At 49.0% G+C, this 13,576-nt stretch carries 11 protein-coding genes and 3 pseudogenes; 9 read left to right on the forward strand and 5 right to left on the reverse strand.

Translation table 11 applies throughout. The annotated features are described in order from the left end of the window. Positions 1-9: 9 nt before the first annotated feature. Positions 10-1,107, forward strand: coding sequence for an acyltransferase family protein (locus ACO0LC_RS14420; RefSeq protein ID WP_423004194.1), 1,098 nt, complete (start codon positions 10-12; stop codon positions 1,105-1,107). 25 nt (positions 1,108-1,132) lie between these two features. Here the strand turns inward: ACO0LC_RS14420 and ACO0LC_RS14425 are convergent, their stop codons facing one another. The 3 genes from ACO0LC_RS14425 to ACO0LC_RS14435 form a co-directional block, all read right to left on the reverse strand. Then, a complete protein-coding gene (locus ACO0LC_RS14425; protein ID WP_423004196.1) occupies positions 1,133-1,498 on the reverse strand; it encodes an agenet domain-containing protein in 366 nt (121 codons plus the stop codon). 208 nt (positions 1,499-1,706) lie between these two features. Then, a complete protein-coding gene (locus ACO0LC_RS14430) occupies positions 1,707-1,940 on the reverse strand; it encodes a hypothetical protein (RefSeq protein ID WP_423004198.1) in 234 nt (77 codons plus the stop codon). A gap of 446 nt (positions 1,941-2,386) precedes the next feature. Next, complete coding sequence (locus ACO0LC_RS14435; protein ID WP_423004200.1) at positions 2,387-2,854, reverse strand: hypothetical protein; 468 nt, start codon at positions 2,852-2,854, stop codon at positions 2,387-2,389. A gap of 296 nt (positions 2,855-3,150) precedes the next feature. On the opposite strand from ACO0LC_RS14435, the pseudogene ACO0LC_RS14440 reads away from it, so the two are divergent. The 3 genes and pseudogenes from ACO0LC_RS14440 (at position 3,151) to ACO0LC_RS14450 (ending at position 8,366) form a co-directional block, all read left to right on the forward strand. Next, positions 3,151-4,080 (forward strand): annotated as a pseudogene (locus ACO0LC_RS14440) (IS5 family transposase). A 111-nt stretch (positions 4,081-4,191) separates the two neighbouring features. Then, positions 4,192-5,142 (forward strand): annotated as a pseudogene (locus ACO0LC_RS14445) (IS3 family transposase). A gap of 215 nt (positions 5,143-5,357) precedes the next feature. Continuing rightward, the gene (locus ACO0LC_RS14450) at positions 5,358-8,366 is read left to right on the forward strand and encodes a tetratricopeptide repeat protein (protein ID WP_423004202.1); all 3,009 of its coding nucleotides are present in this window, start codon (positions 5,358-5,360) and stop codon (positions 8,364-8,366) included. A 218-nt stretch (positions 8,367-8,584) separates the two neighbouring features. On the opposite strand, the gene ACO0LC_RS14455 is transcribed toward ACO0LC_RS14450, so the two are convergent. Beyond that, positions 8,585-9,790: an IS256 family transposase gene (locus ACO0LC_RS14455; protein ID WP_423004204.1), complete on the reverse strand. Its 1,206-nt coding sequence runs from the start codon at positions 9,788-9,790 to the stop codon at positions 8,585-8,587. 90 nt (positions 9,791-9,880) lie between these two features. Between ACO0LC_RS14455 and ACO0LC_RS14460 the strand changes: the two genes are divergently transcribed. The 5 genes and pseudogenes from ACO0LC_RS14460 (at position 9,881) to ACO0LC_RS14480 (ending at position 13,285) form a co-directional block, all read left to right on the forward strand. Next, on the forward strand, positions 9,881-10,462 hold the full coding sequence (locus tag ACO0LC_RS14460) for a hypothetical protein (RefSeq protein ID WP_423004206.1): 582 nt from the start codon (positions 9,881-9,883) through the stop codon (positions 10,460-10,462). Continuing rightward, a complete protein-coding gene (locus tag ACO0LC_RS14465) occupies positions 10,459-10,614 on the forward strand; it encodes a hypothetical protein (RefSeq protein ID WP_423004208.1) in 156 nt (51 codons plus the stop codon). Before ACO0LC_RS14460 ends, ACO0LC_RS14465 begins: the two co-directional genes overlap by 4 nt. Then, positions 10,611-10,919, forward strand: a complete 309-nt coding sequence (locus tag ACO0LC_RS14470; RefSeq protein WP_423004210.1) for a hypothetical protein — start codon at positions 10,611-10,613, stop codon at positions 10,917-10,919. Before ACO0LC_RS14465 ends, ACO0LC_RS14470 begins: the two co-directional genes overlap by 4 nt. Next, positions 10,916-12,836: pseudogene (locus tag ACO0LC_RS14475) on the forward strand (DNA cytosine methyltransferase). Before ACO0LC_RS14470 ends, ACO0LC_RS14475 begins: the two are co-directional and overlap by 4 nt. A 74-nt stretch (positions 12,837-12,910) precedes the next feature. Then, positions 12,911-13,285 (forward strand): zinc-finger-containing protein, encoded by a 375-nt coding sequence (locus ACO0LC_RS14480; RefSeq protein ID WP_423004212.1) that lies wholly within the window; start codon positions 12,911-12,913, stop codon positions 13,283-13,285. A gap of 70 nt (positions 13,286-13,355) precedes the next feature. Here ACO0LC_RS14480 and ACO0LC_RS14485 read toward each other — a convergent pair. Continuing rightward, on the reverse strand, positions 13,356-13,576 hold a 221-nt coding region (locus ACO0LC_RS14485), incomplete at its 5' end, for a hypothetical protein (protein ID WP_423004214.1).

A 13,576-nucleotide genomic window follows, 5' to 3' on the forward strand; every position in this document is an offset into this window, starting at 1 on the left:
TCTGATTTCATGCAAGCCAAAAGAATCAATGGCCTAGACACCCTGCGCGCCATCGCCATAGTATTTGTACTCATGACACACTACTGCGGCTTTGTCAGCAGGAAGCAAACTTTTGGTTTTATGGGGGACATAGGCTGGGCAGGCGTGGATTTATTTTTTGTGCTGAGCGGCTATCTGATCGGTAACCAGATCATGTCTGCCGCAGCCAAAGGGCAAGCACTATCACTAAAGAATTTCTTCGCCAAACGCCTGCTACGCACCCTTCCTAACTATTACGTCGTGCTGGCTGCTTATTTTATTTTTCCGGTAGCACTGGCTGGACGCAGCACATCATCCTTATGGCAGTTCCTGACATTCACTCAAAACATAGGGCTGGAATACGGGCAGACCTTCACCCATTCCTGGTCGCTGTGCATAGAAGAACAGTTTTACCTGATACTACCCATAGTCAGCCTCATTCTGGTCAGACTCAAGAGCCCGCTGTGGCTGAGCTGGGGCCTGCTCATTGCAGCGATAGGTACTGGCATGCTTTTTCGTGGCATGGCGTTTATGGATGCTCATCCTGCATTTGATGCACAAGTTTACTACTCCAGCTTTGGCCGCTTTGACGAGCTGCTCCCTGGCGTCGCCATCGCGATGCTCAAGAATTTTCACACAGGTTTATACGACAGGCTTATGCGCCACGGCCAGGCCCTGCTTATCACCGGCCTGCTGGCCGCTGGCAGCGTACTGTATTGCATCAGCAGCGAAGACTACAACAAACTGCTGATCGTCAACACAATGGGCTTTTCACTCGTCGCCATCAGCTTCGCCATCCTCACCCTGGCAGCCCTCAGCCCCAACAGCTACCTGCACCGCCTGCGATTGCCTGGTGCCGCACAACTGGCACTATGGTCGTATGCTGTCTATCTGGTACATAAGCCTGTATTCATGCTGATAGGCATGCAATTGGATAAAAGGCACATAGATGCAAATACCCCACTGACTATTGTTCTAGTCACCGCTGCAGGGGTATTTGGTGGATGGTTGTTGTATCGCTTGGTGGAGACTCCATTCATGCAAATACGGGCGCGCTGGTTTCCCAGTGGAAGCCAGCAGGCTCATTGAATCATGATTTACTGTAATGGCAAAACTAGCGCACTTGTATGCGTGACAGGGGAACAATCTCATTATCATCACTGGAATAGCCGTCATAACCTATGAGATAGTTGGCACCTTCTTTCTTTATCACACGGCCTGGATACCAGTCGCCCTTCCACAATATCTTGATTTTGAGCCTCTCTGGCCCCACCCACTCATCATCGTCGGCGGTATAACCAATGTAAGTAATCTTGCACTTATCAGGCGAAGCCTCGGTAATCGTTGCCTTGTACCAATCACCTTTCCACAGCACCTGCGTCGCTCGCCCCACCGTACATAGCTCTGCAAATGCCGAAGATGAAAAACATAAGGCCAGTATTGCCAGCGAAGACAGTAATGCAGATTTCCTGAAGTTCATCACAAGCTCCTAAAAGTGGGTAGGCAAGCGCAAGGCTAGACTTGTTAAGTCGATATCGGGCAAATCATTTTAGGATCTGGCATAAAGATATGCAAACTAGATATGCAAACTGAGAATCACAAACAGGGTCCAGCGATACCGGGAACAAGAAACTTCGCCTCTGCGCTCTTGGGAGTCAGATAGTCATGCACCTGCACCGGGATAACTCTTAAACTGAAGTGGCGACAATTGATTCAATACTATTGATATCCAGATAGGCATCCTGGAATGATTTTCCACTTGGAGTAACTATTCGAATTTTAACTATTTTGGAAGCATCGCCTATCTCCCTGACATAGCCGAAATGGGATATTCCGCTTTTCATGTGAATTGTTATTGCATTTTTTTTGTCGTCGCTCGACGATTTAAAATTTAATGCCAAAACTTCATACATAGTGTCCATTTCAGTATCCTTTATCGTCTCAGTTCAAAAGCACTCTTGACACAGTGTAATGTTAATTCAAAAAAACACAATGAAATCGCAAACGCCGATACGACAACTATACATGGAAGAACCGTTTTTACCTGATACCGCCACTAGTCTGCCTCGTGCCGCTCAGGTTAAAAAGCCCGCTATGGTCGTATGCAGTCTATCTGGTGCATAAGCCAGTATTCATGCTGGCAGGAGTGGGATTAGGCAGACGACATAATAGACACTAATACCCCCTGACTATTATTCTGGTCACCGCTATGGGGGTATTTGGTGGGTGCTTGTTGTATCGCCTGGTGGAGACAGCGTTCATGCAAATACAGGCGCGCTGATTTCCGGGTGGAAGCCAGCAAGCTCAGGCAGGTTGAAATATGACTTGCGACGACCGCAGAATGAGTACATCTGGATAAGTGAAGCCCCTATCCCCCGGTCAACTTCCCCAGGAAAGCGATAAATACAGCAATGACAAGCACTTTCCAGATCAAGCCACGCTGATACCATGGCAAAGCGTCCGTCATATCATTGCTGGTCGCTTTACGATTTGCAAGACGAAATTTGACGGCGTAATCCTCGTCAAGAAATCGAATCGAAATCACATCCATGTCCGGGTCAAATCGCATGGGCCAGACGCTACTGACCCTCCTCGCCCATACGATACCAGCGACGCCCAGCAAACCGATAAGAGGCAGCAGAGCATACCAGCCAACGTCCGCAATAAAAGCCTTGGGACGGGTGATCAGCGGCAAAGTGAATAAGGCAGCCATGAACATCATCACATGCAGCAATCGCATCAAAGGACTCTTGTCGAGGATGATGTTAGCCAAATCAGTTTCTGAAGCGTGCTTCTCGCAGCCAGGGAAGGTCAGATACAGGACATCACTTTTCATCGTAATCCCACCCAAAAGATTGGGCCGTACCGATTTCACCCGACCTAAGCGACTCGTTGTTTTATACAACTTCCCCGTAGCCCCGCATTTGGGGCAGCAAGGCGGCCAAACCAGTGGCGGAATATCTTCCTGAATTGCTACTCGTACGATTTGTGACACTTTATTTACTCCATTCCACTCAATATTTCTTAGTCTACGGATGCAAACTTATGACTTTAAGGAATCTCTGATTAAGTATCCGAGTATCGCTTCAGAAACGTTAATATAAGCCTATTGCTCATTAAATCACGAATGCGATGAAACAGACAACATTTACCGAAGGTGGATTTAAACGCTACGCCAAGACAACAAAGCGGGCGGTGTTTCTCTCCGAAATGAATCATGTCGTGCCATGGGCCATGCTATGCAAATTGATAGAGCCACATTATCCTAAGGCAGGCAACGGACGCCCGCCTGTTGGTGTGGAGCGCATGTTGCGCATTTACTTCCTGCAACAATGGTTCAATCTGTCAGACCCGGCTGTCGAGGAAGTCTTATACGAATCCGTCTCCATGCGAAGTTTTGCCGCTATTGACCTGGGTAATGAACCCGTGCCGGATGAAACGACGGTGTGTAAGTTCCGGCACCTGCTGGAGCGCCATGATCTTGGCAAGCGTATCTTTGAAGAAGTAGGTCGTCATCTACAAGAGCGGGGAATGAAGGTGTCGGGTGGCACCATCGTTGATGCCACCATTATTTAAGCGCCGTCTTCGACTAAGAACAAAGAAGGCAAGCGCGATCCGGAAATGTGCCAGACTAAAAAAGGCAATCAATGGTATTTCGGCATGAAGGGGCACATAGGCGTGGATAGCAAAACCAAATTGATCTATGCCGTTGTTGCAACCGGAGCCAATGTCCATGACAGCCAGGTTTTACCAGAATTATTGCACGGACGCGAGACACGCTACTGGGGCGACTCTGCCTACACGGGTCAAAAGCAGGCTGCACGCAGCAAAGCACCAGGGATAAAGGACTTTACCAACTCCCGTGGTACACGCTGTCACACTCCCACTGAAGAAGAACGTCTGACCAACCGCCGCAAGTCAAGCGTGCGTGCCAAGGTTGAACATGCCTTTTGCATCATCAAGCGCATATTTGGATTTACCAAGGTCAGATATCGTGGAATGCAGAAGAATGCGCATCGCTTGTTTGTGACCTGTGCGCTGGCGAACTTGTTCATGGTTTGAGCTTCCCCTGAAATTTAGTTCCCCAAAGGTGACGTAAAATAAACGTAACTTTGGAAAGACAAATGATGAACAGGGTACCAAAAAAAAGCTTATACGACCGAGTTCAAAGAATTGACTGTCAAACGTGTATCAGATGGTGAAGCCATCTCCGTAGTCGTCAAGGAGCTAGGGTTAAGCGGCCAAACGCTGCGCAACTGGATCAAGGTCGCATCTAAAGGGAACCTCAAAGGGGCTGGCTAGAAAGTCGTTACACCTGAAGCCATGGAGCTATCCCGATTAAGAGCAGAAGTTGTCAGGCTCAAGCGGGAGAATGAAATCATAAAAAAGGCGGCGGCATACTTCGCGAAAGATGTTCTGTGAAGTATGCATGGATAGCTGGCAACAGCAAAATCTATTCTTTGGCAGAGATGTGCGTCGTATTTGAAGTCAGTGTGAGTGGATATCGCGCCTGGCAACGAGGTGGAATTCCTGGCAGAAAGCGCTTAACGGACGTACAGATGCTGGCAATCATTCGTGCCATTCATGCTGAACTCAAGGGCGCGTGTGGCAGCCCACGTATGATCAGAAAACTGAGATTGCGCGGCTTTACAACCAGCAAAGAACGTGTCGAAAGAATAATGCGAGAGCATGACATACGCGCACAGCATAAGCGCCGCTACAAGGTAACGGCAGACTCGAAACATGCGTTACCTGTCGCAGACAATCTACTCGATAGAAATTTTATGCCGACGGCTCCGAATCAAGCGTGGATTTCTGATATCACCTACTTATGGACGGACGAAGGCTGGCTCTATCTGGCTATTGTGCTTGATCTATTTAACCGGGAAGTAATTGGCTGGTCCCTCAAACCGCGCATGACCAGCGACATTGGGACGGATGCTTTAACGATGGCATGGTTCCGCCGCCGACCACCAGCCGGTGTAATGCATCATCCAGATCGTGGCAGCCAATATGATGTTTTATAATCGAACCTGCCAGCACTCCACATTAGGTTATTGCTCGCCGGTTCAATATATGGACGACTGGATGAAGAAACAAAATCAAGAGAATCTGGCTGCATGACATTCACCTCATGGCGAACTAATTACCGAGGGACGCTCAGGAATGAAAAAGCAATTGGGCGCCAATTGTCGCATTTGGTTTCAGGTATGATGAGGATATATCAAAAGGCTAAATACATTGATGAACGTCGTCAGATGATGCGGGCTTGGGAAAATTTCTGACCGACATTTATTCTTGATGCAAGCTAACACTTGTTTCGTTTCTGAATCCTCCTTATGTTAAATCCTATGTTAAAATGGTTCAAAAAACATTTATTCTCTGCATCTCAGGAAATAAATATTCCCAACAATTCAAGCAAGGCTTTAGCATTTTTGCAATTTGAACAAGCCGCCAATTTCAAAGAACAAGGAAGTATTTGTTTAAAGCAAGGGAAATCATCGGAGGCACGACTGTGTTACGAACAGGCCATGGTCTTAACTCCAGAAGATCCAACTATTCATAATCAACTCGGCAACGTGTATCATGAGCTTAGTCTATGGAAAGAAGCTGAAAAATATTATCGCCAGGCTCTCAGTATCAAACCTAATTTTGTCAATGCCATGCTCAATTTGGCTCTGACGCTGGATGAGTCAGGGCAATTATCTGAAGCCGAATCATGGTATCGAAAACTCATCTCCATCGAGCCTACAGAAGCACTAGCCCATTACAATCTCAGCGTAACACTCAAATCACTGAACCGTTTGCGAGAAGCACAAGCAAGTTGCCAACAAGCCCTGAAGCTCAAGCCTGAGTTCAGCCATGCTCTTATCCAGATCGCAACTTTGTATCATTTGCAGGGACAGTCCGCCAAGGCGGAAACCACCCTCCGAAAAATACTGGAAAATGATACGCAGTTCGTACAAGCACACTGGGTTTTGGCAAGCATACTGCATCAGCAAAATCGTCTGGACGAAGCAATAACAGCTTACCTCAAACTGTTGAAGGAGGTGCCACGTTTGCAGAAAGCTCGTGATGCCTTGCTTGTGGCTTTGTTGAGCTTGCGACGATTTGCCGATGCAGAAATTGTCTGCAGGGAAATAAACCTGGATACTCCAGATAATCCTGCTACCCTATATAACCTAGGGCTTACTTTGAAAGAACAAGGCAAGCAAGTTGAGGCCGAAATTTATTTCAAACAAGCGTTGACAATCAATCCCAATTTTGTTGAGGCTAACTACAATCTTGGTTTGTTACAGGTTCAAAAAAAATGTTTGAGAGACGCTGAACTTAGCTTTGAGCATGCGCTAAAAAATAATCCTGCGTACCTGGATGCCTATCGCGCACTTTCTCAAGTGCAGCATTTACTTGGCCACCACGCTGCCGCCAAAATCAACTTGCAGAAAGCTGTGGTATTGAATCCAGATTTAGCCCAGATACATTTTGAATTAGCTATTCTGCTTCAGGAACTAGGAGAAGTTGGCGAGGCAGAAATCGCATTACGAAGGGCCATAGAAATCATGCCAGCGTACGTGGCCGCCCATGGTACTTTAGGTGTGTTACTCATGAATCAGGAGCGCTACCCAGAAGCCGAAGCCTGTTTGCAACATTGCTTATTAGTCAATCCTGTTGAAGCGGCAGCCTACGACAATCTTGGCCTGCTCTATTATTCACAAGAAAGATATCCAGAAGCCGTCAACCATTTCAAAAAAGCCCTGGAAATCAATCCAGAGTTACTAAATGCAATAAATAATCTGGGCAGCACCTACAAGAGAATGAATAGATTGGTAGAAGCCGAGAAATGTTATAACCAATTAATCAAACTTAATCCGCATTCGATTACAGCTCATAATAATCTTACGATGGTCTTCCTCAGTCAAAGAAATTTTGTCAAGGCAGAAGCAAGCTATCGACAAGTCATTGCTCTGCAATCAAACGGATTAGCGGATGCGTATATAGGTGTGGCAAATATTCTTAATGAGAGAGGGTGTGTAAGCGAAGCTTTGACATATATGCGCTCTGCAATCAAAGCTGACCCAAATTATCTTGAAGCCTATTGCAGTCTACTATTTCTGCTTTGCTTTGGCGATCAAGGCTCCTCGGAAGAATATCGCACTACGATTAACACTTATACGAAGAAACTAACTGAGCGTATTAAGCCATACACAAGCTGGGAAAATGACACGCTGACGGACAGTGGGCGAAAATTACGCATAGGTTTCGTATCTGCCGATTTTGGAAAACACCCAGTAGGGTATTTTCTAAAAAATGTCATTGAACACTTTGATTACAAGCAAATGGAATTGGTCGCTTTTTCCAACAAAGCTCATAACGACAGTCTGAATACATGTCTGCGACAATATTTTTCTGACTGGCACAACATCGAGAATGTCAGCGATCATGCCGCTGCGAAAACGATTCATGAGCAATGCATAGACATCTTAATTGATCTGAGTGGCCATACCACAGGTAACCGCTTACATGTGTTTGCCTTCAAGCCTGCCCCGTTGCAAATAAGCTGGCTGGGATATTTCGCTACTACGGGTGTGCCTGGCATAGACTATGTGCTAGCAGATCATATCTCCGTACCTGCGCAACATGAGGAATACTTCTCTGAAAAAATCTGGTACTTGCCCGGGACACGATTGTGCCTTACTCCGCCAACCATGCAGACTGAGATGACATTAGCAGAGAACCCTCTACCCGCCATCCGCAATGGCTATATTACTTTTGGCAGCTTCCAAAGCATAGCCAAGTTAAATGATTTCACTCTCGATTTGTGGTCTGAAGTGCTTCAAAGTTTGCCAGATGCAAAATTGCGTATCCAGTCCAGGCAACTGGAAGCCTCCGAGGCACGCTTACACTTAAAGGAAAGATTACGTCAATTTGGCATAGCCTCAGAACGAGTAACATTACATGGCCCTAGCTCCCGTGATACCTATCTAGCAGCTCACAAGGAAATCGATATAATATTGGATACATTCCCGTATGCCGGAGGGACAACCACTTGCGAAGCTTTGTGGGCGGGCGTGCCCACACTAACTTTGACAGGCCAGACTATGGCATCCAGACAAGGCGCTAGTTTACTCAGTTATGCGGGCTTGAAAACCTGGATAGCCAAAGATAAAAATGAATTTGTAGTTCTTGCTGTTGAGTATGCCAATAATACCGATCAACTAGCACAATTGCGCTTGATACTGCCAGATAAAGTACTGGCAAGCCCTATATTTAATGCCCCCCATTTTACCTTCCAGCTACAGGAAGCGTTGCATGGAATGTGGTCTCTTTTTAGAAAAAATCGTAGATGAGCTTCCCTTGAAATTTAGAGGCTGTTGCGAAATTAAAACGACTGAAAATAGTGTCATTAACTTTTCACCAATATTATTAAGACATCTCTGATTAAATAAGCTCAACCTGATTCAGAAACGTGAATAGAAGCATGTTCCTATGGTCGCGGTAGGGGCGGCGGGTAACCATCGTCCCTACCGCGGGGGGTGTCCGGAATTTTGTGTAAACGGTTTTTCGTTTAGTTCAGCGACATCCGGTCATCGAACTGGATGGTAAAGCGATTGAGTGCTCCTTTCCAGTCCCGTATTGGCATTGTCCATTTCCTGCTGATGTTGTTGAGCGCCAGATAGAACAGCTTGCTGACTGCTTCATCAGTAGGGAACGAACTACGCGTTTTGATGACCTTGCGCAGACTCATGTTAATCGATTCAATGGCGTTCGTGGTGTAGATCACCTTATGGATCTCTGCCGGGTAGTCGAAGAAGGGAATGACCCTCTCCCAGTTACGTCGCCATGATTGCCCTATGGGCAGGTACCGCTGGTCCCACTTAGCCTCGAATTGCGTGAGCATAAGTCCGGCCTCGTCGGCAGTGGCTGCAGTGTAAATGGTGCGCAGATCGGCGGCTACCTCCCTTTGATCTTTCCATGGCACAAAGTGCAGGCTGTTGCGTACCATGTGAACAATGCAAAGCTGGACTGCCGCCTGGGGGTAGACTGCTTCGATCGCATCAGGGAAGCCTTTGAGACCGTCTACACAAGCAATGAAGATGTCCTGCACGCCACGATTTTTCAGTTCAGTGACGACCTGCAGCCAGAACTTGGCTCCCTCGGTCTGGGCAATCCACAGACCCAGTACTTCCTTGTGACCATCCATGTTCACGCCAATGGCGAGAAATACGGCCTTGTTACGTACTGCACCCGCATCGCGCACTTTGACGTGAATGCAGTCAAGGTACAGGATGGGATAGAGCACGTCGAGTGGACGGGCTTGCCAGGCCTTCACATCCTCACTGACGCCATCGGTCACGCTGGAGATGAGCGCTGGTGACACTTCCGTGCCATACATCTCTTCCAGGTGGCTCTGGATCTCACGTACACTCAGGCCACGGGCGTAGAGGGAGATAATCTTGTCGTCGAAGCCGCTCCAGCGGGTTTGGTGCTTGGCGATGATTTGCGGTTCGAGCGTGCCTTGACGGTCGCGCGGTATGTCGATTGGCAGCGTGCCGAAATCACCCTTGAGTGTTTTACCGCTATGGCCGTTGCGGGTGTTGGCGCTGTCATTGCTGACGGCTCCACTCTTGCCGTGACCCAGATGGTCGGTCATTTCGACTTCCAGAGCTCGCTCGACAAGCATCTTGGTGAGCTGCTTGAGCAGGCCGTTCTCGCCGATCGGGTCTTCGGGCTTCTTGTAGTTGGCCAACAATCCATCGGCCAGCTTGAGCAATTCCGGGTCAGGCTTGACCCGCTCTCCTTGAAGGTAGCAGTGTCCTGCTAAATGACCGTTTACACAAAATTAATTACACCCTCTGACCTAGTGGAAATCTACGGCGTACAACGCGAAGAAATTGGCGCTTACGATGGCACTACCTTCCTGATCGATGCAAAAGGCGTCTTGCAGCAACGGGACGAGATCGATCTTGACGATGACGAAGCAGCAGAAGATTACTTCAGCCGTAAAGGTAATGCCAAATCCATCGAAGCGGTATTCGCTGACGATTCTGGTTACACCTGGTCATATACAACAGATATTCCACACGCCTGCTTCGACATTTTGGAAGACGGTGAAAATTATTGCCGCGGCATCGTTATTGATACCGCTGATTTGAAAGTGACCAACTCAAATGAATCCGAACTGACTGAACGCTTAGCAATAGCCGAGAAACAAATCAAGGCATTTGAGGAAAATCATCGCGTATTGGTTGATATTTTAGAAGGCAACTCAGTTGCAATGCCGGCAGCCTGGATTGAATGGAAGAACGGTAAAGGTGCCGAATCTGCCATGGAGTGGATCGAGAACACGCTTGATGGTCCAGACCTGATTCCTGATGAAACCGACGAGAACTACAACGATGCTCAAAAATACTTTGATGCTCACTCACCCAAATACGGAACATGACAATCATCAGTAAAGAGCGCATCAAGCGCGAATACGCGCACATTGCCCAACATGAACCGCCAGACCAGGCTGCGCAATGGACAGCCGAAAAGCTCGGCATCCCAGTGGCAACCGTAAAACAAACCATACAAGATCAGGAGCAACCAGCATGAGAGCAATTACATATACAGCAGGCGCAACAAAGCAAGCAGCCAAAGAAACCAACAAGTTCGCCAAGGCTTCTGCAGCGGCAACACGCGAAGCCCGGAATATTTTGCTCGACTGCGTAATCCAGTCTGCAAGCCTGAAAAATGATGCTGGCCTGGCTCGCTTGCTGGTAGTGGCGCCACCTGTCATCAGCAAAATCCGCCATGGTCGCTTGGCAGTTGGCCCGACTTTAGCCATCGCGATCAATGAAGTAACCGACATATCTATTACTGATATCACGGTAATTCTGGCTGGCCAGGTGGCTGCATGATCATCGTGAAAGACATCAAACACTTCCACTTCTGCTGTGGTCTTGGCGGCGGCAAGAAAGGCTTTAACAAAGCCAGGCCTCGTGTGGGCAACATGGTCGGCAAGTTACGTTGCATCGGTGGCGTGGACGTGGACCCGGCTGCAATCCGCGATTTTGACAAAATGGGCGATGGCAGACCTGGCACAGTTATGGACCTATTCACACGTGGCCAGTATACCGCCTTTCATGGCAAAGAACCTGCTTCAACCTGGAACGAAGTCACGCCAGCAGATATCCGACGTGCGGCAGGCAATGAAAGCCCGAACATCGTTTTCATCAGCAGCCCATGCAAGGGAGCTTCCGGCCTGTTGAGTGAAAAACTCAGCCAAACGGCCAAGTACCAGGCATTGAACGAACTTACCTTGCACTGCATCTGGCTGATGGCCGAGGCCTGGCAAGATGACCTGGTAGAGCTGATCGTATTTGAAAATGTTCCGCGGCTGGCAACCCGTGGCCGTCACTTGCTCGACCAGATCAACCAGTTGCTGCAACGATACGGCTATGCTGTGAATGAGACCACCCACGATTGCGGTGAACTCGGTGGCCTGGCTCAATCTCGCAAGCGCTTCTTGTTGGTGGCCCGGCACATGGAAAAAGTGCCGCCGTTCCTATACGAACCTGAGAAAAAACGCCTCGCTGCCGTTGGCGATGTGCTTGGACGCATGCCTATGCCTGGCGACTTGGCTGGCGGCCCTATGCACCGGATACCGCGTTTGCAGTGGAAAACTTGGGTGCGTCTGGCATTTGTCGAAGCTGGTTCCGATTGGCGCAGCCTGAACAAGCTGGCCGTAAGTAATGGACACTTGAGCGATTACCTCATAGTGCCAGAGTACCGCTCGGGATACCTGGGTGTTCAAAACTGGTCTGACACTTCGGGCACGGTCTGCGGGAGATCAAATTCGACAAACGGCGCATTTTCAATAGCTGATCCGTGCATGATTACAACCGCCGAATACAGTCAATACGGCGTATTGCCCTGGAACGACTCAACAGGTGTTATCAGTGCGCAATCTGCCCCAGGTGGTGGCAAGTACTCCGTTGCAGACCCGTGCATGCTGGAAAGCATGCCACCACGACAACTGCTTCAGGGTTGTTGCCTGGGATGGGCATGCCGGTACCGTGACATCTGGCCACGGCCCAAGCAGTGGCGGCGGATGTGTGGCAGATCCGCGCCGCGTTGGTCCGTCATTCGGGAAATATGCCGTGACCAAGTTTGACGAGCCTGCCGGTACTGTCATCGCTGGCAGTACGACTGGCCAAGGCGCATTTGCTGTAGCTGATCCAAGAACGAACTGGCCAGATTCCGCCCATGGCAGTAAGTTGAAAGTGACACAGTTTGATCAAGCTGCATCTACTGTGACAGGCTCACGCTTTGGCAGCGGTGCCTTGGCGGTTGCCGCCCCGCGCACAAGCATGAATCGCAAGGCTGGCGATGCATACCTGACAGGCGGACACTATGGAGTAGTGCCGTGGGATGCTGCTTGCGGAGCTGTTAGCGCATCGGCTGGACTGGACAACGGCCGCTGGTCGGTAGCTGATCCACGTATAGCCACCCTGCCCGCCATGGATGAAAAGACGATTGCAATCATCCAGTCGCTGGATGGCACCTGGCACCGGCCATTCACAACCCTGGAGCTAGCGGCACTGCAAAGCCTGGTCGCGCCAGAGGAATATCTGGAGCTGGATGGGCTGTCTGACAGTGCTTGGCGTGAGCGAATCGGGAATGCTGTGCCCCCGGCGGCGGCGGCAATTGCCGAAGTCATGGGCACCACGTTACTGCTGGCCTGGTCTGGTGAAACGTTTGTACTGTCGGCAATGCCGATTTGGGTGCAGCCAGTGGCAGTAGCGCTGTCCGTTTCACAAGGAGAAGCAGCATGATGGCTCATGACAAAACACCATGAAATCCTTCTAAAAGGGCAACGGCCAGGGTAAAGAACCCCCTACCCGCTCCTGTGGAATGCCCGCACTGCCAGAGCAAAGTCATCAAGATTGCCCACCACGATGAGATTTACGGCAAAGCTTTCGGGGAATGGCCATGGGATTACCTATGCACAGGATGCAGGGCTTACGTTGGCATGCATCCTTTTACCAACATCCCACTTGGCACCTTGGCTGACACATCGTTGCGCAAAGCGCGGAGCGAATGCAAGCAACCTTTTGAAGTCCTTTACCAGTCCAAGAAGATGACCCGCGACCAGGCTTACGCGGAGCTGGCGCAGCACTTAGGCATTCCGGTGTCGGAGTGTCATTTCGGCTGGTTTGGCATTGCTACGTGTGAGCGTGCCCGGGACTGGGCTATTCAACAGTTGAGAGGTAAAACAGTATGAGCCAAGTAAAAGAACGCCCAATGCTGTTTTCCGGAGCAATGGTGCGCGCTCTGCTGGACGGGAGTAAGACTCAGACGAGACGAATCGCTAAACCGAGATTTGTAGATTCGAATGATGCAGCATATTTCAATAAAACAAAGTGCCCATTTGGTGCGGTTGGCGATCTGAGGTATCCTGACTTTTTCGGACATTCCTGTTTGTTAAAATAAACGATCAGGAGAAATAATGAAACAGAAAAAAAGATATACCCCGGAATTGCGGGAAGAAGCGGTGAAACTTGTATTGGCGCAA

This window comes from Undibacterium sp. JH2W, assembly GCF_049340425.1.
Classification (GTDB): Bacteria; Pseudomonadota; Gammaproteobacteria; order Burkholderiales; family Burkholderiaceae_D; genus Undibacterium.

What these genes read in the sequence shown, in the direction of transcription:
- ACO0LC_RS14435 (WP_423004200.1), bottom strand. Translation starts at nt 2,854, where the DNA reads ATGAAAAGTGATGTCCTGTATCTGACCTTCCCTGGCTGCGAGAAGCAC.
- ACO0LC_RS14465 (WP_423004208.1), top strand. Translation starts at nt 10,459, where the DNA reads ATGACAATCATCAGTAAAGAGCGCATCAAGCGCGAATACGCGCACATT.
- ACO0LC_RS14470 (WP_423004210.1), top strand. Translation starts at nt 10,611, where the DNA reads ATGAGAGCAATTACATATACAGCAGGCGCAACAAAGCAAGCAGCCAAA.
- ACO0LC_RS14430 (WP_423004198.1), bottom strand. Translation starts at nt 1,940, where the DNA reads ATGGACACTATGTATGAAGTTTTGGCATTAAATTTTAAATCGTCGAGC.
- ACO0LC_RS14425 (WP_423004196.1), bottom strand. Translation starts at nt 1,498, where the DNA reads ATGAACTTCAGGAAATCTGCATTACTGTCTTCGCTGGCAATACTGGCC.
- ACO0LC_RS14450 (WP_423004202.1), top strand. Translation starts at nt 5,358, where the DNA reads ATGTTAAATCCTATGTTAAAATGGTTCAAAAAACATTTATTCTCTGCA.
- ACO0LC_RS14420 (WP_423004194.1), top strand. Translation starts at nt 10, where the DNA reads ATGCAAGCCAAAAGAATCAATGGCCTAGACACCCTGCGCGCCATCGCC.